The following is a 23,999-nucleotide window of genomic DNA, read 5'->3' as shown; positions in this document are numbered from 1 at the left end:
ACCTCCCAGCGCCCATAAGTCCTAAACGGATTCGTTTTTTTAGCGCAAATCAAATAGGCCGTCCGGGCCTGATCCGGGCGGCCTATCTCTATTCGGTAACAGCTGCGGCTTCCCTGAGGGAGGTTCGCATTTTACAAATGATTTTACGGATGCTTTCGTCGGACAGAAAAAATCGCTCCGCCAGATCGCTGACGGTATGCCCCGAATGGTATAGGCGGTAGATTTCTTCATTTCTTTTGGCCATCGATTTGCGGGTTCCGCTGAGCTCACCCCATAATGCCCGGGAACGTTCCGGCTTGGGGATATAGAGCAGTTCGCCCTGGATATAATTCTGAAGTTCTTTCAACATCCTAGGGGGAAGCACATCCTTCCCGTTTTTGTAGTTCACGATCATGTTCCTCCTTGATCCTGGGTATGGAAGTTTGGCGGATAAATTGAGTTTCCATGGTCGTAAATCCCCCTTTCGGCGTAAAATTTGGTTTGCCCTAATTTGGCAATGCTTGCGTCTATCTTAACATACTTGGTTTCAAACGGAAATAAGAGGGGCATTACAGCCCCCCTAGCATGAGCTCCCGCGTTACGCGGAAGCCACCTCACTCACTGAAATCACTTCGATCAGCCCCCTTTCCAGTGATTCGTCGGCCCGACATCTATATTAACTCATATTCGGGGTGGGGAAGAAAGCGAAAGAACGTTTATAAATGTTTTTTACCGTTCATGTGCTAGAATGTGTATTGTATAGTCGATAACAAATGAATTGAGGAAGTGAGTTCATGGATTTATTCTCTTATTCCCGGGAAAGCGATCCCTCGGGGCGGCTGCTGGCCGACCGGATGCGGCCGACGACCCTGGACGAATATATCGGGCAAGAGCATATCGTCGGCCCGGGGAAGCTTCTGCGGCGCGCGATTGAAGCCGACCAGGTCTCCTCGATTCTGCTGTACGGTCCTCCGGGGTGCGGCAAAACGACGCTGGCCCATATTATTTCCCACCACACCCAGGCCGAATTTGTACGGCTTAATGCGGTCGACGCTTCCGTGAAAGATGTCCGGGAGGTCATCGAGAAGGCGCAGAACGATAAGGCGTTCTACGGCACGAAAACGATCTTGTTCCTGGATGAGGTCCATCGCTTCAACAGCTCGCGGCAGGACGCCCTTCTTCCCGCGGTGGAGAAGGGGACGATTATTTTCATCGGCGCGACGACCGAGAATCCGTTCCACTATGTGAACGGGGCCTTGTTAAGCCGCTCGACGCTCTTCCAGCTGGAGCCGCTGACGAAGGAGCATTCGCTCATCGCCATGCGCCGGGCGCTGGACGATCGCGAGAAAGGTCTCGGCTTTATGAAGCTCGAGACCGATGAAGCGGCGCTCCAGCATGTCGCGGAGATGGCCAACGGTGATATTCGCCGGGCCCTCAACGCGCTGGAGCTCGCCGCCATGACGACGCCGCCCCGCGGGGACGGCACCGTCCACATCACGCTCGAGGTGGCGGAGGAGTCGATCCGCCGCCCGCTGGTCAAAGCGGACGAGTCGACGCAGTACGATGTCCTCTCCGCGTTTCACAAAAGCATCCGCGGCTCCAGCGATGCCGCGTTGTTCTGGTTTCTCTACGCCGTCGAGAAACTGGGGATGGACCCGATGACGTTTATCCGGCGGCTGATCGCCGCCAGCAGCGAGGACATCGGGCTGGCGAACCCGCAGGCCATGGTGCAGGCGGTCAGCGCCCTGGAGGCTTACCGCCACAACGGCTGGCCCGAGGCCAAACTGAATATCGCCCAGGCGATCCTGTTCGCGGTCGAGAGTCCGAAATCGAACGGCGTGGTGGCAGCGATCGGCAACGCGATGGCGGCCATCGAGGAGGTCAGGAGCGCGGAGGTGCCGCTGCATCTGCGGGACGCCCATTACAAAGGGGCGGTCAAACTGGGGCATACCGGCTACAAATATCCGCACGACTATCCCGGCCACTACGTGAAGCAGGAATATCTGCCGACCCATCTCGCCGGGCGCTCCTTTTACCATGCAACGGAGCAGGGAAACGAGAGCAAGATCCGGCACAATCAGGAGCTGCGGCGCAGAGGGGAGTAGAGAGTTGCTGACCCACCCCTGAACCCATGGCTACGAAAAAATCCCCGTCCTCCAGGCTGGTGAAGCCGGAAGGCGGGGATTTTTGTGAAAACGAGCGGGTTTACCGATGGCGGCCGAGCTCCGGCACGGGCAGCTTCTCGGGCGCTTCGATAATGCCGCCGCCCAGGCAAATTTCGCCATCGTAGAAGACGACGGCCTGCCCGGGGGTGATGGCCTTTTGCGGCTCGTCAAACTGAACGGACAGCGTGCCGTCTTCCTGAGCCGTTACCGTAACCCCTTGGTCGGGTTGACGGTAGCGGAACTTGGCCGTGCACTTGAACGGCCCTTGCGGCAGTTGATCCTGCCCGGCGATCCAGTTGACGCCCGACGCGGTCAGGCCGGTCGAATAGAGGCTTGGGTGCTTGTCGCCTTGAACGACGTATAGGATGTTCCGTTCGAGGTCTTTTTCGGCGACAAACCAAGGTTCGCCGGTGCCCGAACCGCCGATGCCGAGCCCTTGCCGCTGGCCGAGCGTATAGTACATTAAGCCATCGTGCCGGCCTTTGACTTCGCCGGAGACGATATCGACCATCTCGCCGGACTTGGCCGGCAGATAGTGGCTCAGAAACTCGCGGAAATTCCGCTCGCCGATGAAGCAGACCCCGGTGCTGTCTTTTTTCTTGGCGGTGTACAGCCCGGCCTCTTCGGCAATGCGCCGTACCTCCGGCTTGGGCAGATGGCCGATCGGGAACATCGCTTTGGAGAGCTGCTCCTGGTTCAGCGCGTTCAAAAAGTACGTTTGATCCTTGTTATTGTCGACGCCGCGCAGCAGCTTGTACACTCCCGCTTCTTCCACAACGCGGGCATAATGTCCGGTGGCCACGTAATCGGCGCCAAGGTCCAACGCCTTGTTCAAAAATTCGCCAAACTTGATCTCCCGGTTGCACATGACGTCCGGGTTCGGCGTACGTCCGCGCTTATATTCGTCGAGAAAATAGGCAAATACTTTATCATAGTATTCTTTTTCAAAATTGACGGTATAGTACGGGATATCGATTTGCTCGCAGACGCGGCGCACATCTTCGGCATCCGCCTCGGCCGTGCAATAACCGAACTCGTCGGTATCGTCCCAGTTCTTCATGAATATGCCGATAACATCGTACCCTTGCTGTTTTAACAGCAGGGCGGTTACCGAGGAATCGACGCCGCCGGACATGCCGACAACGACGCGGGTTTCGTGATTGGGCTTGCTCATCTCTTTTCACTCCTTTAGGCCTCTTTGGGCCATATAGTTATTTTACCATAAGATCCGGGATCGGATTCGATGCCTCTCCTTGTGCTGTCGTAGGGCAGCCGCCGTCGAGCCGGTTTGTGAAAATGGTAAATTCCGGGCAGAATATTGCAGGATTCCGGTCGGATTTGTTTTCCAAAAAGAGGCGGGATATGTTACGATAAACAAAGATTAATGATAGGAATAGACAGCAATATCTATTCTTAATTGATCAAAGTTCAATTATATAAAGATTATTTGAAAATTGAAAGAGGTGGCTTCTTTGAAGATTTCCACAAAAGGACGCTATGGCCTGACGATCATGATGGAGTTGGCCGCTAAATTCGGTGAAGGACCGACTTCCCTCAAGAGCATTGCGGAGAAAAACCAGCTGTCCGAGCATTATCTTGAACAACTGATCGCCCCGCTGCGCAATGCCGGTTTGGTCAAGAGCGTTCGCGGCGCGTACGGCGGGTATATCCTGTCCCGCGAGGCCGGCGAAATTACGGCAGGCGACATCATTCGCGTGCTGGAAGGGCCGATTTCTCCGGTGGATTTTACGGAGGAAGACGATCCCGCGAAACGGGATTTGTGGCTGCGGATTCGCGACAGTATCGCCGAAGTGCTGGATTCTACAACTTTGGAGAATCTGATATCCTTTGAGGAGAAGGGCGCGAAGGAAAATTATATGTTCTATATTTAGCAGGGATTAGAATCCCGCCTATTCAAAGGGATTAAAGAATGTTTGGAAAAAATTGTAATCCGTACCTTGCCTGCAATTGGTTGTTGTTGGCATTTTTGAATGGTGTCAAGATAAATAAATAAGAGTTGTTGTCTAGTGCCCCATCAGCCATCGTAGTGGGAGTTTTTAAGACTCTTCGCCTCGGCGTAGCGGGCTTAATTCTGCATGCCTCCACCAGAATTTCTCTAGGCCCTCCCTGTCGCTGCAATAGCGGCCTTTTGGGCCGTTATTCCGGCCCGATTCGCCTCTACCGAGAAAATAGCGGTCAAAAAAGGCCTTATTTCCTGCCTTGGAGCACTAGCGTTGCATTAACCCGCGAGGTCTAACGGCTGTAGCATCCTCCCTTTGAAGCAGGACAGGTGAATAAGAGCCTTTTGCGCCTTATGCGGCGCTATTTTGGCGAATTCGGGTGGTCGGGGGGGAAATAGCCGACTTTTAGGCAATGACGTTGCATCAAACCTTCCTTGATGCTGCCCATTTGGGGCCATTCCGCCGCTTCGGCAAGCAACATGTCGAACTTAGATCGTCGTCTCCCCCTCTCAACCATGCTAACGGTCGCCACAGCCGCTATTTGCCCTGTTTGCGCTGACTCCAAATTCTAACGGTCGCCACGGCCCCTATTTCATATAAGTATGGCTGTTTTGGTCGAAATGATGGTAAATAACGGTCCACACGACCGTTAAAATCCCAATACGTGATTCAATCGCAACATAACGGCTCTCACGGCCGTTTAGACTTCCTAACTGCAGAACCTTGTTTAAAAGGCCTGTACTTTTTTGCGAAGTTCTTTAAAAGCGATTAAGGCATCAAGCTCCGTTGTAATCATGTGTCAGGGTAAATGCAATGCTAGTGCCTTTTGCGCCGCTATTTTGTCGAATTCGGCTCATCGGTTGGGGATAACGGCCTTTTAGGCTCCTATTGTTGGAAAAAGCGGGCCAAGCCCTGATTTCGGAGGCCGCACCACCCAATATAAGGCCCGTTTTGACCGCTATGATTCCCGCGGAAATGAATCGGGCCGAAATAACGCCCCAAAAGACCGCTAATGCGAACGTCCAAGGGACATGAGAGGGCGCAGCTCCCGTTCGGGGCAGAAGGATTCAGCTCGCTGCCACACTGTTACTTAAGGCGGCGCATGCACCATGTCAGGTTTAATGCAACGCTAGTGGCCTTGGAGTCCAATAATCAGGTTTTGACCCGCTTTTTCCTAAAATAGAGTCATAAAAAGCCGTTATTTCCAAGCGCTGAGCCGAATTCGACAAAATAAGGGCGTAAAAAGCTCTTATCACGATTCACTAACCTAGCTTTCAAACAAGTTGTCTGCTGGGGGATTCGGCATAACCGGAAAAATAGAGAACAATGAATAAGCCCACTGGCCTAAATGGCTGTGGGCTTTTATGCTCATACTTGAGACAAGAGATCTTTCTTCTTCAGTTCAAATTCTTCTTCGCTGATGATTCCTTGTTCCTTTAGTTTTGCTAATTTTTCTAGTTTTGAAAAAGCGTCTTCACTGGTTGGGGCGGCTTGTGCGACCGGTACCGCCGGATTTGGGTCGCTCTGCAATTTATAAATTAATTGTTCTATCCTCTTAAAATCATCAAAATTACCACGAATCAATACCGTGTTTTCATCTTTAGCATAATCAAAGGCGGAACCGAATCGCTTCGTATTGTCACCGGAGCCACTAGCAATAATTTGAAAATGACCGGCTGTCAACATGCTTGGTTTTTTGGTCTGAACCGATGTTATGCTCTTGATGAGGTAAGTCTTTAAAGATTTCTGTTCGAGCAACTTCCCTCTCTGTAAATAAACTACGTTCTTAGTTACAGCAATCAGTCCATTTATGCCTTCGGCAGAAGCAATGATGTCCTTTTGATCTACTGATTCGAGCAATTTCCTCATCAAATTTGACATATTCGACTTTCCTCCCTATTTTTTGAAACAATGATACCAAATATTGTATGGTACATCTATTACTTTTTTACCAAAGTTATATCACTTTTCGGATGGATTTTCGGGCAGGGAAGTCCAGTCGGGACAAGTATGCCTCTCATAATGTATAGCAACCGCTTTGACATGGAGGTGGAGGCAGTGCCACGTGTATCAATAATCATGCCGGTTTATAACAATGCGGCGTTTGTCCAGGAAGCGATTCACAGCATGCTGATTCAGACTTTTAAGGATTTTGAGCTGATCGTCATCGACGACGGATCTAAGGATGGTTCGGCTGAGCTTATCGATCAGTTTAAGGACCCGCGGATTCGCAAAATCATTCACCGCCAAAACCGGGGGGTTGTCTCGGTTTTAAATGAGGGATTGGGACTGGCCACGGGAGAGTACATCGCTCGAATGGACAGCGACGATATCTCCACACCGGATCGGCTGAACATCCAGGTTTCGTTTATGGATCAGAATCCAGCGGTTGGTTTGAGTGCGGGAGCATTTACCACAATCATAGGCGGAAGGCCCAAAATTAATCCGTTTTCCCATGAGGAAATCAAGACCTGGCTCTTGTTTCATTGTTGTATCGCCCATCCGACAGTCATCATGCGAAACAGCATCGTTCAACAGTTGGGAGTTCGGTATGACAGCAATTATCCGCACGCGGAAGACTATGAGTTGTGGAATCGGCTGGCGTTTCAGACGCAATTGGCGAATCTGCCCGTAAATATGCTGTACTATCGCACGCATAGCGGACAAGTATCCCACTTGCACCGGGCGATCCAGAACGATTCGGCCCGGAGGGTCCGGCAAAGGCAATTTTCGCGCTTGGGTTTGCACCTTTCCGATGAAGAGAATCGGATTATGCTCGATTTTATACATTTCAATATTAATCCGGCGGACTATCCCGGTTATTTTCGGGCCGTTGGCTTTGCTCGTTGGTTGCTTGAACAAAATGCGAAGCATCGGGTGTATGATCAGCAAATGCTGAATATGGCATTATCCCGCTGCATTTCCCATCTGCCGTATTAAAAGAGGATAAACTCCGCCGCAGTTTCTTTGTGGCGGAGTTTTGTATAGTCGGACGAATTTGTCCGTATCCCGAAATTTACAAACCTTCCAAGCTAATAGGCAGTAGTTTTTTTGTCAAAAATAATATAGAATTAAACTCGCTCAAATGACTGTCTGATTTCATATTATCGAAGGTGGCTTGCCATACTATGAAAACCATATATTTGGACCACGCGGCTTCCACGCCCGTACATCCGAAAGTGGCGGAAGCGATGGTCGCCGTCATGCGGGAGCAGTACGGGAACGCTTCGAGCATCCATGCCTACGGCCGTGCCGCCAAGAGACTTGTTAACGGATCGCGGGACCGGCTGGCGGACCTGGTCGGATGCCGCTCGGACGAGCTGGTGTTCACGGGCGGCGGAACGGAGAGCGATAATTTGGCTTTGTTTGGCGCAGCGGAAGCGCGAAGGGACCACGGCCGTCATATTATTACGACGGCGATCGAGCATCATGCGGTGTTGCATGCTTGCGGTCGTCTGGAGAAGCAGGGCTACGAAGTTACATATTTGCCTGTCGACCGGCATGGCCAAGTCCAACCGGAGCAGGTTCGGGAAGCGATTCGTCCGGAGACGATTCTCGTCAGCGTGATGTATGCCAATAATGAGGTCGGGACGATACAGCCGATCGAGGAGATAGGAGCTATAACTGCGGAGAAGGGGATCGTGTTCCATGTCGACGCCGTCCAGGCTTTGGGCGCGCTGCCGATTCGGCTCGGGGAACTCCCGGTCGACTTGATGAGCTTTTCCGCGCATAAAATTAACGGGCCTCAGGGAGTAGGCGCGCTTTATGTCCGGCGGGAACTGGTGATTGAGCCGATTCTCTTCGGAGGCCTGCAGGAGCGTAAACGCCGGGCCGGCACAGAGAATATGGCCGGGATTGCCGGATTCGCCAAAGCGGCCGAACTTGCGGCGGAACAGCTTTCCGGGCGCGCCGCGCAGGATGAAGAGCTGCGCCGGGTTTTCCTGGATGCGCTGGAAAGCGAGGTTGGGGCGGGCCGTTTCCATGTCAACGGACACCCTGTCAAGCGGCTTGCGCATATCGTCAATGTCAGTTTTCCGGAATGCGACACGGAGACGATGCTGATGAATCTGGATATGGAGGGAATTGCGGTAGCCAGCGGGTCAGCGTGCTCTTCGGGATCGCTGGAGCCGTCGCATGTCTTGGAAGCGATGAATCTGCCGATAAATTTTTTGAACTCGGCGATTCGATTTAGCTTCGGTTTGGGTAATACTACTGAAGAAATGAAACTTACCGCCGAAAAAGTTGGAACCATCCTGGAACGTCTTCGTAGAAGAAGATAATGGGCGTCTTTTGTAGTTTTTTCGGAGGGAGGTTTATTTCGCTGGTCTGCAGCAAGAGATTGCCACAGTAGGAGGAGCCGTGCTCATGATGAAACTTCAAGAGATGGTAGGCTTGGCCGTGTTCGATGTGGGAGACGGCAAACAGATCGGGAAAGTTCTCGACTTCCTGCTGGATGATCACTGGAGAATCACAGGCATACAGCTGGAGGGGAAAGCGATGTTTTCCTCCACAGTGAAGGTGGTGCTCTGGGAAGATATTGTAGCGTACGGTGAAGATGCCGTGATGATACGCAATCAACAGGCGATCCGCAAATGGGATGCCGAGAATATACAGCTTACCTTTTTCGCAGGTAACGGCAAATTGAAAGAACTTCCGCTCCTTACCGAGGACGGAATTTTGATAGGGCATGTGGCAGACGTTTATTTTGACCAGGAAATGGGAAATACAATTACAGGAATAGAAGTCAGTGACGGGTTTATCTCGGACCTGATGGAAGGGCGAAAAGTGCTGCCTTTTATACCCGGTATGATCAAAGGCGAAAACGCAATCATGGTCCCTCCAAACAGTGAGCAGCGGTTGGAGAAGGCGATGAATTCTGTTAATGGATAGGTGATGTGTTGATGATGAAGTGTCCAAACTGCAGTTCCAAGGATATCGGCAAGATCGGCTCCCATCAGTTTTATTGCTGGGGGTGCTTTATCGAATTAACGGTAAATGGCGAGAAAATGTCGGTTTACCAAGTGGAAGAAGACGGAACCCTCAGTTCTTTGGATGATTTGTTTTTTGGAGAAGAGGTCTCCCAGGATCTTCCCCAAATCCATCTGTCCTAGCAGCACGTAGATAACTTAAAATCATCATTATAGAAAAGCTCTCTCCTCCCAGAGGAGAGAGCTTTTTTGTTGTTTTCGGAAACCGGCGGATGAGATTTTAAATGTTGTCAACATTAATCATGACGGAATCGGGTTTTGATTTGATTGAGTGTGAAAGCGCTGTGAATTAGGATGAAATTAAGGAAGCGGAGCTTAAAACAACGCTGCTCCGAAGACAATTCAACAAAAGGAGGCATCCTCGTGATGGGTATAGAAACGAAGCAAAAATCCGGAGGAGCAAGGGTTAGAGTACAGCAGGTCGGGCGGCTGCTCAGCGGAATGGTTATGCCGAACATCGGCGCGTTCATCGCCTGGGGCCTGATTACCGCTTTGTTCATTCCAACGGGCTGGATTCCGAATGAGAAGCTGGCCACGCTCGTGGGGCCGATGATTAATTATCTTCTTCCTCTGTTGATCGGGTATACCGGAGGACAAATGATCCACGGGAAAAGAGGCGCCGTCATCGGGGCGATTATGACGCTTGGCGTCGTGGTGGGCTCGGACATTCCGATGTTCCTCGGCGCGATGATCGTCGGTCCGCTGGCCGCTTGGGTATTGAAGCAATTCGACAAATTGGTGGAAGGCAAAATTAAATCCGGCTTTGAAATGCTGGTCAACAACTTCTCGCTGGGGATTATCGGCGCCATTCTCGCCATCGGTGCTTATACGGGGATCGGTCCGGTTATCCAGGCGATCAGCAAGACGCTATCGGCGGGCGTTGACGTTCTGATCAATATGCATCTGCTGCCGCTCGTCAATATTATTATCGAGCCGGCCAAAGTTCTATTCCTGAACAACGCCATTAACCACGGCATTCTGAGCCCGATCGCGGCGGAGGAATCCGCAAGGTTGGGAAAATCGCTGATCTTCATGCTTGAATCGAACCCGGGGCCGGGCCTTGGCATTTTGCTTGCTTACTGGCTTGTGGGCCGCGGTTCGGCCAAACAATCCGCCCCGGGCGCGGTGGTTATTCATTTTTTGGGCGGGATTCATGAAATTTATTTCCCGTACATCCTGATGAAGCCTATCTTGATTTTGGCCGCGATCGGCGGTGGGGTAACCGGAACGTTTACGTTCCAACTGCTTAACGCAGGACTTGTGGGCTCCCCATCCCCGGGCAGTATCTTCGCCTATATCGCCATGGCGCCGAAAGGCGGTCTGGTACCGGTTCTTGCCGGGGTCGTCACCGCGACCGTCGTCTCGTTCCTGCTGGCTTCCTTACTGCTCAAGACAGGTAAACAGAATGAGGAAGAATTGGATCTTGAGCAGGCGGAGGAAAAAATGCGCGAAATGAAAGCGGCAGGCCGTGTTCCGGCGGCAGCTCAAGCGGCGTTGGAGCAAGAGGCCACCGACCGCAAAACCAACGTGAACAAAATTGTCTTCTCTTGCGATGCCGGTATGGGTTCGAGCGCGATGGGCGCTTCCATCCTGCGCAAGAAGATGCAGCAAGCCGGAATTCATGTGACCGTTGTGAACTCGGCGGTAAGCGAAATCCCGGCGGACGCGGACATCGTCATCACGCAAAAGCAGTTGACGGAGCGGGCGAAGGCGAATAAGCCGGATGCCGAGCATATTTCGATCGACAATTTCTTGAAGAGTCCGAAATATGACGAGCTGGTGGAACGCCTGAAAGGGGAGTAAACCAGTAAACAACTTATTTTTGGACCATAACGCTGGAGATGGCATTCTCCAGCGTTTTATCTCACATTCACATTCAAGCGAGGGATGAATATGGGGAAATTTACCGCCAGACAGCGACAGATTCTCATGTTCCTCCTTGGCCGGAAGAACGGGGTGACCGCGGCGGAGATCGCCGCCGAAACCGCGGTTAGTGTCCGGACGGTACACCGGGAACTTGACGATATGGACAGGAGTCTGGCTGAGTTTGGCATCCTGCTTCTCCGCAAATCCGGCACCGGGATTGCGCTTCTCGCTCAGGACGGCGGCCCGCTTGAAGAAGAGGAGCTGACGAAAGTCCGCGAAGAGTTGCTGACGGGGAAACCGGCGGACTATTCGGGCGATGAGCGGAAAATCATGCTGCTGTGCGATTTGCTCGAGACGGAGGAGCCGATCAAGATGTTCGCTTTGGCCCACAGCTTGAAGGTGACCGTGGCGACGGTGAGTTATGACCTTGATGAGCTCGAAAGCGAATTGAACAAGCTGGGTTTGCAACTCGTACGGCGGCGGGGATACGGAGTTGAGATTCAAGGCGCCGAGACCCAAAAGCGGGCCGCCATCGTCCGCGCGGCTTCCAATGAACTAACCTACTCCGACCTGGTGGGAGCCCCGGCTATTCATGAGAACGCGGGAGCCCGCCGCCTGTTGGAACTGATCGGCAAATCCGACCTGCTTACCGTGGCGAATTGTTTTTGGGACATGAATTGGCGATGGACCGAGGAACTGAGCGAAGGGGCTTATACAGGGCTACTGACCGCCTTGTCCGTAATGGTGAACCGGCTTCGCCGCGGGAGAATGGTCATGGCGGGAGAGTTGCAATCACCGGGCCGGGGAGCTTTGGAGCAGAGCTTGCTGAATCAAGCAGGGGACTTGGCAAGGCATCTGGAGAAAACCTTCGCCATCTCGGTACCCGGGGAAGAGACCGCTTATATCGCAAGCCTGTTCCAGCGGGCCAGGGAGGATTCTCCCGAACTTGCCCATCTCGATCTTGAGATCGTCGACATCATCGAGAGGCTGATCGGTTTGATCATGGAGCGGACCGGGATTCCTTATCAAGAGGATCGCACGCTTAGGAGCGGGCTGCTTGAGCATATCCGCCCCGCGTTAAAAAGAATCCGGGAAGGGGCGCGCATACGAAATCCCCTGCTTTCCGCCATCCGGAAAGATTATGAGGAGCTGTTCGCCAACGTTCGGGAGGCTGTCGACGAACTTGCGGGGGATCTGCAGGTGCCCGATGAGGAGATCGGATTCCTGGTCATGCATTTTGGAGCTTCGGCGGAACGGCTTCACCAGCCGGGCCGGAACTTGCGTGCAATCCTGGTATGCTCCAGCGGGCTAAGCTCCTCAAGGCTGCTCGCTACTCGTTTGGCCAAGGAAATGCCGCAAATTCAGGTGCTGGGAAATGCCTCCTGGTACGATGTGGCCCGGCTGCCGGAGGAGGACTACGATTTGCTGATTTCAACGATCGATCTGCCGCTTTCCGGGGACCGGTACGTGCGGCTCAGCCCTTTATTGACGCGGGAAGACCGTGAACGCCTGCTCTCCCATATCCAGCAGATGACCCTCGGAAAGAAAAAACCTCCGGAAGCCGGCGTGCCGCTTCAAAAGGAAGGCGCGATGGCCCGGCTCGGGACGCTCAACGCCACGCTTAGCGAAATTCACTCGCTGCTTCAGAGCTTTGGGCTTTACGAACTGAACAATGAAGGAGCCGGGCTCGGGAACATCGTAACGGAGGCGCTGGAGCTGGTGAACGGTGCGGGATCCGAATCCGGGGGAAAGCTGATCGCCGATATCCTCGCGGTTGCTGAACGGCTGCTCGAACGCGAGCGTTTGGCCACCCAGATGATCCCCGGGACCGCCCTCGCCTTGTTTCATACAAGAAGCCCGTATATCCGGTCGCGCGCACTTTCGCTGTTCCGGTTGAAATCGCCGTTGGCGTTGGAATCGGAGGGAGAAGTCAAAGTCATTCTGCTGATGCTGGCCCCGCAGGAGCTTTCCAAGGAAAGCTTGGAGGTACTCAGTGAAATCAGCGCTCTGCTGCTGAATTCGCAGCTCGTGTCCCTGCTTGAAACAGGGACGGAAGAGGAGATTCGTAATTTTTTGGCCGCGGAACTGCTGAACTTTTTTGAGAACAACGGATGATTTCACAACGAAAAAAAAAGGAGATAGAACAATGAGCATACTGTCGATAGATAAAATTGTACTCAATGCTGCCGCTAAAGATAAATACGAGGCGATTCGGCTGGCCGGCGAACTGCTGGTGCAAGCGGGACACGTCACGGCGGATTATGTGGAAAAAATGATAGAGCGGGAAAATATCGTGTCCACGTATATGGGGGCCGGTCTGGCCATTCCCCATGGGACGAAAGAGGCAAAATCGATGGTATCATCGACCGGCCTGTCTATCGTCCGGTTTCCGGAAGGCGTCGATTTCGGCGGCGACGAGCCGGCGTTCGTCGTCATCGGGATCGCCGGAGCCGGGGGGGAGCACATGGAGATTTTGACCCAGGTCGCGATGATATTTTCCGACGATGACAGCATCGAACGCGTGATGAACGCCGCCACCAAGGAAGAAATTATGGAACTGTTCGGAGGCGAATTGGCATGATGAAGGCTGTCCATTTTGGCGCGGGAAACATCGGAAGAGGCTTCATCGGGCTGCTTTTGTCACAGGCGAGATATGAAGTGGTATTTGCGGACGTCTACGAGCATGTCGTCGCTGCGTTAAAAGAGCGCGGGGAGTATTCCGTCGTCCTGGCCGGAGAGCGGCGGGAAACGACCGTGGTTCGGGGAGTGACGGCGTTGAACAGCAACGCGGACAATGAGGCGCTGGTCCGGGCGGTGGCGGAAGCCGATCTGGTGACCACGGCCGTCGGGGTTTCCGTGCTGAAGCATATCGCCGGCACGGTTGCCGAAGGTGTTGCCTTGCGGTTGCAGCATTCCGACGCCAAGCCGCTGCATGTCATCGCTTGCGAGAACGCGATTGGTGCCAGCTCGCAGTTGAAGGAGCTGGTCTATAGCCGGCTCGGCGAGGAAAGCCGGGTGCGTGCCGACCGGACGGTTGCGTTTCCGGATGCGGCGGTAGACCGGATTGTGCCTCAGCAGAGCCACAAAGATATATTGAAGGTTGTCGTAGAGCCCTTCTTCGAGTGGGTCGTCGATGCCTCGGCGATGCTGCCGGGCTATCGCCCCATCGGCGGAGTCAAATATGTGGACCGACTTCTGCCGTACATTGAACGCAAATTGTTCACGGTCAATACGGGTCATTGCTCGGCCGCCTATATGGGCTACCTTCAGGAATACGACACGATTCAGGCGGCCATGCACGATGAGGAAGTCGTCGGCCATGTAGCTGCGGTCCTGAAGGAGACGGGAGCGGTGCTGATGAAGGAGCATGGCTTTGACGCGGAAGAGCACCAGGCTTATATCGCCAAAATCCTGGAGCGGTTCCGCAACCCCGCCCTGACGGACGAAGTTTCGCGAGTGGGACGTTCGCCGATCCGCAAGCTGTCGCCGGGCGACCGGTTGGCGCGGCCGGCGATGAAGGCCTTCGAGCAAGGCCTGGAATACCGCTATTTGGCGCGGACCATGGCGGCGGCCCTGCTGTTCCGGGCGGGTGACGATCCGGAGGCGGCGGAACTGCAAGCCGAGCTCCAAGCCTCGGGGCCGTCGGAAACGATCGCCAAGTACACCGGAATTGCCCCGGATCATCCGGTTCACCGGGAAATTATGAAGCAATACGAACTGTTGGAAAATTGGGCGTAAGTCCGGTCGTGATCGATTGAACGCAGATCGCCGCCTCCCCGCTTTTTGGGATTTGTCTCAAAAAGCGCGGACGGGCGGCGATTATTTTTTCCGGCCCCCGCATATACTTTCTTCATAGCTGGTCCGACTCCGAAATGTGGGAGGGGGTTACTGTAAAGTGGAACCGTTCACCAAAAGCAAAGTGTTCCGGTATGCGGTCTGGGTGCTGCTGGGGCTTGTCATCCTTTATTTTGTTTGGCTGCTTCGCCCTATGTTTACCGTGATTTACGGATTTTTGAAAGCCATACTCTCCCCGTTTATCATCGCCATGATTATTTCCTATGTCCTGAACCCCGTTGTCAGACTGCTGGGCGGGCGGAAGGTGCCGAGGACGGTGGCTGTGCTGCTGATCTATGCGGTATTTTTGACCAGTCTGTCCGTGATATTAATGAATGTCATCCCGATGTTTGTCGAGCAATTGGAGGAACTGGGAGAGCATTTGCCCGAACTGACGCTGCATACCCAGCAGTTGATGAACCGTTGGGATAACACGTTCGTGCCGGGGAGTATCCGGATGGGGATGAACAACTGGTTCTTCCAATTCGAACAGCGGCTCGCGGCGGCGATTTCCAGCTTTCTGAACAATATCGGGACGACGATCAGTGTCGTGTTTAACGCGTTCATCGTACCGTTCCTTATTTTTTATATGCTGAAGGATTTTGAAAATTTTGAACGGATCATTCTGAAGTATCTGCCGAGATCTCGGAGGAAGTCCATCGTGTCCTTGTTAAAAGAAATCGATGAAGCGCTAGGAAACTACGTGCGCGGACAACTGCTGGTTTGCGTGATCATCGGCGTGCTGGCCTACATCGGATACGTCATTATCGGGATGCCCTTTGCGCTCCTGTTCGCCGGGGTTGTCGCCGTCTGCAATATCATCCCTTATCTCGGCCCGTTTCTTGGAGCCGCCCCCGCCATGGTGATGGCGACCACAATCTCCTGGAAAATGGTGTTCATGGTATTGTTGGTCAATATGATTTGCCAAATGATCGAAAGCAATGTCATATCACCCCAGGTCGTGGGGCGGAGTCTGCATCTCCATCCGATGCTGATCATTTTCGCTCTGCTGGTCGGCGGGGAAATCGGCGGCATCCCGGGGCTGGTGCTGGCGGTACCTTTTTTTGCGGTGGGCAAGGTGGTCATTCAGCATTTCTATGCTTATTACGTCCGAAGAAAGACCGTATAGCGAGGGATTTCCTTGATTGACAGCCTGTTTGCCGCCTTATATACTAATACTGATTGTTAGAATCAAAGAAAACGTTGACGAAATAAAGTATGTCCGTGCCCGATTTTCCCCAGAGAAGGTGTTCCTTCGTTCCGTAGCGGCCTGTAGATGAAGAGCTGGAAACGATTGGCTGAAAGAACCCGATGATCCCCGGACAGAAACGCTGATTTCCGAGTGCGAGGCCTAAACCCTCGCCGGGGGGTTCCCGTTACCGGACCGTCAAAGGCGATCGCTCTTCTCTTCTGAATGAATGGATTCGGAAAGCAAGGCGATAACCAGGGTGGTACCGCGAGACAATCGTCCCTGATCTTCAGGGGCGTTTTTCTATTTTTTGAGAGTTTAGAGGCATATCTGTCGTGTCGCGTAAACATGAAATCAAAACGAGGAGGAAACATAGATGAAAGCAAGTGAAATTCGCTCTAAATGGCTGGAATTTTTCGCCAGCAAAGGGCACAAAATCGAGCCGAGCGCTTCGCTCGTGCCGCATAACGATCCGTCCCTGCTCTGGATCAATGCCGGGATGGCGCCGTTAAAGGCGTATTTTGACGGTCGGGTAAAGCCGGAGAATCCGCGGATCACCAACTCGCAGAAATGCATACGCACCAACGACATCGAGAATGTCGGGAAGACGCGGCGTCACCATACGTTTTTTGAGATGCTCGGCAACTTCTCCATCGGCGATTATTTCAAGGAGGAGGCCATTACCTGGGCCTGGGAGTTTCTGACCGGCAAGGAATGGATCGGCTTCGATCCGGAACGTTTGTCCGTGACGGTATATCCTGAAGATGAAGAAGCGTTCAAGCTGTGGAATGAAAAAATCGGCATTCCTGCCGAGCGTATCATTAAGCTGGAGGATAACTTTTGGGATATCGGCGAAGGTCCTTGCGGCCCTTGTACGGAAATTTTCTATGACCGCGGCGAGGCGTACGGCGATCTTTCCGATCCGGAATGCTACCCGGGCGGAGAGAACGAACGGTTCCTGGAAGTGTGGAATCTGGTGTTCTCGCAATTCAACCATAACAAGGACGGCAGCTATACGCCGCTTCCGAATAAAAACATCGATACCGGCGCAGGCCTGGAGCGCTTTGCTTCGATTCTGCAAAACGTAAATTCCAACTTCGACACCGATCTGTTCCAGCCGATTATCGCCGAGACGGCCGTGCTGGCCAAGGTCGCTTACGGGACGAGCGAAGATACGGACGTGGCGCTGAAAGTGATTGCGGACCATATTCGCACGGTGACTTTTGCGGTCTCCGACGGGGTTCTTCCTTCCAATGAGGGCCGCGGCTACGTCATCCGCCGTCTGCTGCGCCGTGCGGTTCGCTACGGGAAACTGATCGGCTTGGACAAGCCTTTCATGTTCCAGCTCGTGGAGACGGTGGGCGAGATTATGGGTTCGTATTACGAGGATATCGTAACTAAACGCGAATTTATCGAAAAAGTCATTCACTCCGAAGAAGAGCGGTTCCACGAAACACTGACGGACGGATTGGCGATCCTGGCCGAAATGAGCTCGGAAGCCAAAGCCGCAGGAAGCACGCAGATCAGCGGACCCGATGCCTTTAAACTGTATGACACCTATGGTTTTCCGTTGGATTTGACGGAAGATTTCGCGGCGGAGCACGGGCTCACGGTGGATCGCGACGGCTTTGAAGCGGCGATGGAAGAGCAGCGCGAGCGGGCCCGTTCCGCCCGTCACGACAGCGGCAGTATGAAGGTGCAGGGCGGGGTCCTTTCCGATTTTACGACTAAAACGGAATTCGTTGGATATAATGAGCTAGAAGCTGCAACCGAGATCGTGGCCTTAATCTCGGAAGATGAATTTGTCGAGGTACTGCGCGCCGGGGAGTCGGGACAGGTTGTTCTGGCCCGTACGCCATTTTACGCGGAGAGCGGCGGTCAAGTGAGCGACCGGGGGACGATTTCCGGCGATGCGGGGACCGCGGCGGTGCAGGGGCTGTTTAAGGCGCCTCACGGGCAGCATGTTCACCAGGTGAGCGTCACCTCCGGCGAGCTGCGGACAGGCGCGAAGGTGAAGGCGGAAGTGAACCGGGAGATGCGCCGGGACATCGTCAAGAACCATACCGCGACCCATTTGCTGCACAAGGCGCTCAAAGAAACGCTGGGCGAGCACGTCAATCAGGCCGGATCTCTGGTCGAGCCGCAGCGGCTGCGCTTCGACTTCTCGCATCTGGGCAGCATTTCACCGGAAGAATTGGCCGAAATCGAACGCCGCGTTAATGAGCAGATCTGGAACGCCCTTGATGTCGTCATCGAACTGAAACCGATCGATGAAGCCAAGGCGATGGGAGCGATGGCGCTGTTCGGGGAAAAATACGGCGATATCGTCCGCGTCGTTCAAGTCGGCGAATACAGTCTGGAGCTGTGCGGCGGCTGCCATGTCAACAACACGGCTGAAATCGGCCTCTTCAAGCTGGTGAGCGAGAGCGGCATCGGCTCCGGCGTGCGGCGCATCGAGGCCGTGACCGGACGGGGGGCTTACCTCTTCATGGACGGTCAGCTTGATCTGCTGAAGCAATCGGCCGCCCTGCTCAAGGCCAATCTGCCGGACGTACCTAAGCGCATTGACGCCTTGTATGCACAGCTCAAGGAGTTGGGCCGTGAGAACGAATCGCTGCAGAGCAAGCTGAGCGCGATTGAAGCGGGCGAGTTGACGGACAAAGTGGTCTCCGTGGGCACGACCAAACTTCTCTCCGTCAAAGTCCAGGCCGGCAGCATGGATGCGCTGCGCGGACTGGCTGACGAATTGAAAGCGAAGCTGCCGGATACAGTGATCGTCTTGGGCGCTGCGATGGACGACAAGGTGAATTTCGTCGTGGTGGTGCCGCAGGAGGAAGTGAAGCGCGGACTTCATGCCGGCAAGCTGGTCAAAGAAGTCGCCGCCGTATGCGGCGGAGGCGGAGGCGGCCGGCCGGATATGGCGCAGGCCGGCGGAAAGGACATTTCCAAGCTGGACGAAGCCCTTAAACTGCCGGAACAATGGATTTCCGCGCAGGCATAAAATTCATAGTTTTTCTTCAAAATATAAAGCGGGATTATCCAAAATTTCCTTATGGGGCCCATGATATGTTATAGTAAATATAGGTAAAACATCAGCCGCACAGTTGCGCGGGTCTGAAGAAGCGAGGTGTCATCATGGACTCCATGGATAAAACCGTTAAGTTTAATGTCGCCGGCGACGAACAGGAAGCGTCGGCGAAGGAAATTCTTCTTGCCGTTTATGAGGCGCTCCAAGAGAAGGACTATAATCCGATTAACCAGATGGTCGGATATTTGTTGTCCGGGGACCCGGCATATATTCCGCGCCACAACAATGCAAGAAGCCTGATCCGCAAGAAAGAGCGCGATGAGCTGATTGAAGAGCTGGTCAGATATTATCTTGCAGGCCATCGTTAGGAGTTTGCATGAAAATTTTAGGTTTGGATTACGGGGATCGGCGGATCGGCGTCGCGGTCAGCGACGCCTTTGGCTGGACCGCCCAAGGCCTTACGGTTATTGAACGCCGCCGTGAAGGCGACGAGCTTGACCGAATCGCCGAACTGGTATCCGAGCATGAAGTCGAAGAAGTCGTCGTAGGACTTCCGAAGAACATGAACGGCAGTGTGGGACCCCGCGGGGAAATATGTATGGCCTTTGCCGAGGAACTGAAGACTAGACTTCAGATTCCCGTTCATTTATGGGATGAGCGTTTGACCACGGTATCCGCGCAGCGGACGCTGATCGAAGCGGATGTCAGCAGGAAGAAGCGCAAAGGGGTCGTCGACAAGATGGCCGCAAGTTTGATTCTGCAAAATTATTTGGACTCGAAGAGTCAAAGGTGAGGGTGATCGCACATGTCTAAAGATCGTATCGGCAATGAAGAAGAACCGGAAATTATTTATATCCCCGACGAAGAGGGCAATGAAGAAGAATTCGAAGTCATTATGAAATTCGAAGTCGACGGTTCGGACGCGAAGTATATGATGGTCGTTCCTCTGGATTCCGCAGGGCCAGAAGAGGACGAGAGCGAAGAAGTATACGCATTCCGTTACGAGGAAGACGGGGATGACCTGAAGCTGTACACGATCGAAAGCGATGAAGAATGGGAAATCGTCGAGGAGACCTTCAATACGCTAATCGATGAATTTGACGGGGAGGATGACCGTGACTGAGTTTTCCGCAGATCAGGTTGTTTGGTCCACGCGTGTCCAAGACGCCTTCGGCCCTATAGTCGAATTGGAAGATGAAGAAGGTAAAGTATCTTATTACAACGTAGAGAAGGAATTTCAAGTCGCTGGTTCTACGTACGTGGTTCTTCGACGCGAGAATGGCGAAGCCGGAGACGAACCCGAAATTTTCAAGCTGGTGGCTGCGGCTGACGGCTCGCTGGAGCTCGTTACGATCGACGATGACGAGGAATGGGAGAACGTGTCGGAGCTTTACGATGAATTGACCTTCCCGGAATAGACCGGGCGGGTCGGATTGTGTTACTATAGATCGGAACCAAGAAAGGGCGGGATAACCGCTCTTTTTGAATTGTTCTCATATTTACTGGATACGAATAGGGGTTGAGTTATTGAAGAAGGGGTCAAAATGGCTGATGTCGCTCCTCACGGTAGCGGTTGTTATTGCTGCGGCGGGAGGGGTTTATATCTATAACGGGATGCAGCCGGTGAAACCGTCGAACAAGCCCGTCAAGCTGGCGATCCCATCCGGGACGGGTACGGGGGGAATTGCGGATTTGCTGGAGGATCGGGGACTGATCAAAAATTCCTTTCTCTTTCTTTCCTATCTAAAATGGAAGTCCGAAGGCAGCCGTTTTCAAGCCGGGACTTATGAGCTGACGCCGGGCGTGACTTACGACGAAATCATCGCCAAGCTCAATCGCGGTGATGTGGTTGCGGAAGAGATGATCAAGTTTACGATTCCGGAAGGCTTCACCGTCGTGCAAATGGCGGACAAGCTGGCCGAGCAGGGAATCGTGGACAAAGAAGCTTTCCTGAGCTTGGTGAAGACACCGACAGGGATTCACAACGCTTTGTTGGCGGATATCCCGGAGGATACTGAGCTTAATTACAAGCTTGAAGGTTATCTGTTCCCCGAGACGTACGAGCTGAAGAAAGACAGTACGGCGGCGGATATCGTTCAGCGGATGTTTGAAGAGACGGAAGACCGTCTCGATCAAATTCCAAATTTTCGCGAGAAGCTGACCCAGCGGGGAGTCGACTTGAATGAGCTAATGACGGTGGCGTCCCTAGTGGAACGCGAAGTCGTCGTCGATACCGAGCGCGCCTTGGTGGCCGGCGTCATCTACAACCGACTGGGCAAAGGGATGAAGCTGGAAATCGATGCGACGGTACAGTATTTGCTGGGAAAATCGAAGGAAAGACTCCTCCACTCCGATTTGCGGAGCGTGGATAGTCCTTACAATACTTATATATATGAAGGGCTGCCCCCGGGTCCGATCGCGGCTCCGAGCCAGAAGTCGATCGAGGCGGCTTTGGAGCCGGAAGAATCCGAGTATTTGTTTTATGTGACGAAAAAGGACGGCAGCGGGGAGCATCTGTTTGCCAAAACGTACAAAGAGCATCTGAAGAACATCGAGAAAAGCAAGGCTACGGCCAAATAACTGGGGTGGATAATCATGGGGTACAAACCGGAACTGCTCGTTCCCGCAGGTTCATTAGCGGAGATCAGGGCTTATCTTGAGGCGGGGGCGGATGCCGTCTTAATCGGCGAGACCAGATACGGCATGCGCCTGCCTGGAAATATTCAGGCCAATGAAGTCGCGCAGGCGGTCCGGCTTGGTCACGATCACGGCGCCAAGGTTTACGTCAGTGTCAACAAGCTGCTGCATAATGACCAGTTGAAGGAACTGCAGGATTATGTCAAGGTTTTGGCCGAAGCCGGCATAGACGGCATCCAGTTCGGCGATCCCGCAGTGCTCCAGGCGGTACGGGAGCTTGCCCCCCAAATCGCATTGCACTGGAATGCCGAAATGACTTCGACGAATTACTCGACCGCCAATTACTGGGGAAGTAAAGGAGCTACCCGCGCCGTACTGGCCCGCGAGCTGAACATGGACGAAATTACGGAAATGCAGCCTCACCTGCAAGTCGAGGCCGAGGTACAGGTTCATGGAATGACGAATATTTACCATTCCAAGCGCCGGCTGGTCCAGAGTTATATGATGCATCAGGGACGACCGGTAGAGGGCGGCGACCTGGGGAAAGAGCGCGGGTTGTTCCTCATCGAGGCGGAGCGGAAAGAAGAGAAATTTCCAATTTACGAGGATGACAACGGAACTCATATTATGAGTTCGGACGATATATGTATTTTGGAAGACCTGCATATTTTGCTGGCGGCCAGTGTGGCCAGTTTCAAAATCGAAACGCTGCTCAAAAGCCCGGAATACAACAAAGTGGTTATTCAGGCTTATCGCAAAACGATTGATGCGTATATCGCGGATCCTGACCAGTATGAAATGGATGAGGCCTGGATCGAGAGCATCCGACGGGTCCAAGATCCGGAACGGGAATTGTCCTTTGGCTTTTTCTACAAAGAACAGGTTTATTGATCAATCGCATGCATCGTCATGCATAATCACGCAAAGAGGTGAACGAAGATGCAAACCGCGGAGAAACATATCCGGAAATACACGGGGAAACGTTACCGGTTGGAGAAGCCCGAGCTGCTTGCGCCGGCCGGTAATCTAGAGAAGCTGAAATTCGCGATTCATTATGGAGCGGATGCCGTGTATATCGGAGGACAGAAATATGGCCTTCGTTCCAATGCCGATAATTTCAGCTTTGAAGAAATGCGCGAAGGGGTCGAATTTGCCAAAAAATACGGCGCCAAAGTGTTCGTGGCAACCAATATTTATGCGCATAACGAGGATTTGGCGGGGATTGAAGAGTACCTGCGCAACCTGTATGACGCGGGAATTTCCGCCGTGATCGTCGCCGATCCGATCATCGTGGATACGGCCCGGCGGGCGGTTCCCGGCTTAGAGGTCCATCTCAGCACTCAGCAATCGACGGTGAATTGGCAGGCCGTCAAGTTCTGGAAGGAAGAAGGTCTCCCACGGGTCGTCCTCGGCCGCGAAACGAGCCTGGAAGAGATCGAGGAGATTAAAAAGCACGTTGACATCGAAATTGAAGCATTCATACACGGAGCGATGTGCTCATCTTATTCGGGACGCTGTGTTCTGTCGAATCATTTTACCGACCGGGATTCGAACCGCGGCGGCTGCTGTCAATCCTGCCGCTGGAAATACGACCTGTTCGAAGATGGCCGTCCGGACGAAGCATGGATTTCCGAAGAGGAAGCGATGGGGGATCCCGTGCTGCAGCAATTCCAGCTTGGGGTGAACCAGCTGCCGCTATTCGGTGAACAGGACAACGCCTTCACGATGGGGTCCAAGGATTTGTGCATGATTGAGCATATACCCGATCTGATCGATGTCGGTGTCGACAGTTTCAAGATCGAAGGGCGGATGAAATCCATCCACTACGTGGCCACGGTCGTTAACGTTTACCGCCAGGCGATCGACGCCTACATGGCCGATCCGGAAAATTACGTATTGAAGCCGGAGTGGGTCGAGGAGATCAACAAGGCGGCGAATCGTCCGCTCAATACCGGATTTTTCTATGATACGCCGGATCACGAGGACCATATTTACGAACCGGAGGAGAAGGCGGCGCCTTACGATTTTGCCGGTTTGGTGATGGACTATGACGCGAAGACCGGGATGGCGGTCATCCAGCAGCGCAATCACTTCAGACCCGGCCAGGAAGTGGAATTCTTCGGTCCCGGAGGTACGTTCTTTAAGCAGACCGTAACCGCGATTTGGGACGAAGAGGGGAATGAACTGGACGCCGCCCGCCATCCGCTGCAAAAGGTCAAAATTAAAGTGGATCAACCCGTTTCTTATTTCGATATGATGCGCAAGAAAAAATAAAATGGCTGCTTATATAGCAGGAGCCCGTGGAGTGAAGAACTTCCGGGCTTTTTTGTTGTTTTTAAGAATCTCCCCCAG

At 53.3% G+C, this 23,999-nt stretch carries 22 protein-coding genes; 19 read left to right on the top strand and 3 right to left on the bottom strand.

What is annotated here, in order from left to right; all coding sequences use genetic code 11:
• Window positions 1–88: 88 nt before the first annotated feature.
• A complete protein-coding gene (locus V4U88_RS23400) occupies window positions 89–388 on the bottom strand; it encodes a CD3324 family protein (RefSeq protein ID WP_334075642.1) in 300 nt (99 codons plus the stop codon).
• Between the two features lie 385 nt (window positions 389–773).
• On the opposite strand from V4U88_RS23400, the gene V4U88_RS23395 reads away from it, so the two are divergent.
• On the top strand, window positions 774–2,084 hold the full coding sequence (locus V4U88_RS23395) for a replication-associated recombination protein A (RefSeq protein ID WP_334075641.1): 1,311 nt from the start codon (window positions 774–776) through the stop codon (window positions 2,082–2,084).
• A gap of 100 nt (window positions 2,085–2,184) precedes the next feature.
• On the opposite strand, the gene mnmA is transcribed toward V4U88_RS23395, so the two are convergent.
• Entirely contained in the window at window positions 2,185–3,318 is a 1,134-nt protein-coding gene (mnmA, locus tag V4U88_RS23390) for a tRNA 2-thiouridine(34) synthase MnmA (protein WP_334075640.1), read from the bottom strand.
• Window positions 3,319–3,616: 298 nt separating this feature from the next.
• On the opposite strand from mnmA, the gene cymR reads away from it, so the two are divergent.
• Window positions 3,617–4,036 carry a cysteine metabolism transcriptional regulator CymR gene (gene cymR, locus V4U88_RS23385; protein WP_334075639.1) on the top strand — a complete coding sequence of 140 codons (420 nt, stop codon included), beginning with the start codon at window positions 3,617–3,619 and terminating at the stop codon, window positions 4,034–4,036.
• A 1,437-nt stretch (window positions 4,037–5,473) separates the two neighbouring features.
• Here cymR and V4U88_RS23380 read toward each other — a convergent pair.
• Window positions 5,474–5,986, bottom strand: a complete 513-nt coding sequence (locus V4U88_RS23380; protein ID WP_334075638.1) for an SHOCT domain-containing protein — start codon at window positions 5,984–5,986, stop codon at window positions 5,474–5,476.
• Between the two features lie 177 nt (window positions 5,987–6,163).
• On the opposite strand from V4U88_RS23380, the gene V4U88_RS23375 reads away from it, so the two are divergent.
• The 17 genes from V4U88_RS23375 to V4U88_RS23295 all read left to right on the top strand — a co-directional run bounded on the left by V4U88_RS23375 (window position 6,164) and on the right by V4U88_RS23295 (window position 23,921).
• Complete coding sequence (locus V4U88_RS23375; protein ID WP_334075637.1) at window positions 6,164–7,045, top strand: glycosyltransferase family 2 protein; 882 nt, start codon at window positions 6,164–6,166, stop codon at window positions 7,043–7,045.
• Window positions 7,046–7,233: 188 nt separating this feature from the next.
• Window positions 7,234–8,385, top strand: coding sequence for a cysteine desulfurase family protein (locus V4U88_RS23370; protein ID WP_334075636.1), 1,152 nt, complete (start codon window positions 7,234–7,236; stop codon window positions 8,383–8,385).
• Window positions 8,386–8,473: 88 nt separating this feature from the next.
• Window positions 8,474–8,995: a PRC-barrel domain-containing protein gene (locus V4U88_RS23365; protein WP_334075681.1), complete on the top strand. Its 522-nt coding sequence runs from the start codon at window positions 8,474–8,476 to the stop codon at window positions 8,993–8,995.
• A gap of 14 nt (window positions 8,996–9,009) precedes the next feature.
• Entirely contained in the window at window positions 9,010–9,216 is a 207-nt protein-coding gene (locus V4U88_RS23360) for a hypothetical protein (RefSeq protein ID WP_148452582.1), read from the top strand.
• 243 nt (window positions 9,217–9,459) lie between these two features.
• Window positions 9,460–10,896, top strand: a complete 1,437-nt coding sequence (locus V4U88_RS23355; RefSeq protein WP_334075680.1) for a PTS mannitol transporter subunit IICB — start codon at window positions 9,460–9,462, stop codon at window positions 10,894–10,896.
• Window positions 10,897–10,986: 90 nt separating this feature from the next.
• The gene (locus tag V4U88_RS23350) at window positions 10,987–13,074 is read left to right on the top strand and encodes a BglG family transcription antiterminator (protein WP_334075635.1); all 2,088 of its coding nucleotides are present in this window, start codon (window positions 10,987–10,989) and stop codon (window positions 13,072–13,074) included.
• Window positions 13,075–13,105: 31 nt separating this feature from the next.
• Window positions 13,106–13,540, top strand: coding sequence for a PTS sugar transporter subunit IIA (locus tag V4U88_RS23345; protein WP_334075634.1), 435 nt, complete (start codon window positions 13,106–13,108; stop codon window positions 13,538–13,540).
• Window positions 13,540–14,697, top strand: coding sequence for a mannitol-1-phosphate 5-dehydrogenase (locus tag V4U88_RS23340; RefSeq protein WP_334075679.1), 1,158 nt, complete (start codon window positions 13,540–13,542; stop codon window positions 14,695–14,697). Before V4U88_RS23345 ends, V4U88_RS23340 begins: the two co-directional genes overlap by 1 nt.
• 157 nt (window positions 14,698–14,854) lie before the next feature.
• Window positions 14,855–15,922 (top strand): AI-2E family transporter, encoded by a 1,068-nt coding sequence (locus V4U88_RS23335; RefSeq protein ID WP_334075633.1) that lies wholly within the window; start codon window positions 14,855–14,857, stop codon window positions 15,920–15,922.
• 436 nt (window positions 15,923–16,358) lie between these two features.
• Window positions 16,359–18,983 carry an alanine--tRNA ligase gene (alaS, locus tag V4U88_RS23330; RefSeq protein ID WP_334075632.1) on the top strand — a complete coding sequence of 875 codons (2,625 nt, stop codon included), beginning with the start codon at window positions 16,359–16,361 and terminating at the stop codon, window positions 18,981–18,983.
• 134 nt (window positions 18,984–19,117) lie between these two features.
• A complete protein-coding gene (locus V4U88_RS23325) occupies window positions 19,118–19,378 on the top strand; it encodes an IreB family regulatory phosphoprotein (protein WP_148451291.1) in 261 nt (86 codons plus the stop codon).
• 8 nt (window positions 19,379–19,386) lie between these two features.
• Window positions 19,387–19,803, top strand: coding sequence for a Holliday junction resolvase RuvX (ruvX, locus tag V4U88_RS23320; RefSeq protein WP_334075631.1), 417 nt, complete (start codon window positions 19,387–19,389; stop codon window positions 19,801–19,803).
• Window positions 19,804–19,815: 12 nt separating this feature from the next.
• Window positions 19,816–20,133, top strand: a complete 318-nt coding sequence (locus tag V4U88_RS23315) for a DUF1292 domain-containing protein (protein ID WP_334075630.1) — start codon at window positions 19,816–19,818, stop codon at window positions 20,131–20,133.
• Window positions 20,120–20,428 (top strand): DUF1292 domain-containing protein, encoded by a 309-nt coding sequence (locus V4U88_RS23310; RefSeq protein WP_334075629.1) that lies wholly within the window; start codon window positions 20,120–20,122, stop codon window positions 20,426–20,428. The genes V4U88_RS23315 and V4U88_RS23310 overlap by 14 nt, the downstream gene beginning before the upstream one ends.
• Before the next feature lie 133 nt (window positions 20,429–20,561).
• Entirely contained in the window at window positions 20,562–21,590 is a 1,029-nt protein-coding gene (gene mltG, locus V4U88_RS23305) for an endolytic transglycosylase MltG (protein WP_442951911.1), read from the top strand.
• Between the two features lie 15 nt (window positions 21,591–21,605).
• A complete protein-coding gene (locus tag V4U88_RS23300; RefSeq protein WP_334075627.1) occupies window positions 21,606–22,538 on the top strand; it encodes a peptidase U32 family protein in 933 nt (310 codons plus the stop codon).
• Window positions 22,539–22,586: 48 nt separating this feature from the next.
• Window positions 22,587–23,921 carry a peptidase U32 family protein gene (locus V4U88_RS23295; RefSeq protein ID WP_334075626.1) on the top strand — a complete coding sequence of 445 codons (1,335 nt, stop codon included), beginning with the start codon at window positions 22,587–22,589 and terminating at the stop codon, window positions 23,919–23,921.
• Window positions 23,922–23,999: the final 78 nt, after the last annotated feature.

It is taken from the genome of Paenibacillus sp. A14, from assembly GCF_036864815.1.
In the GTDB taxonomy this organism is placed as follows: domain Bacteria; phylum Bacillota; class Bacilli; order Paenibacillales; family Paenibacillaceae; genus Fontibacillus; species Fontibacillus sanfengchensis.
This window is presented reverse-complemented; position numbering and strand designations above follow the sequence as displayed.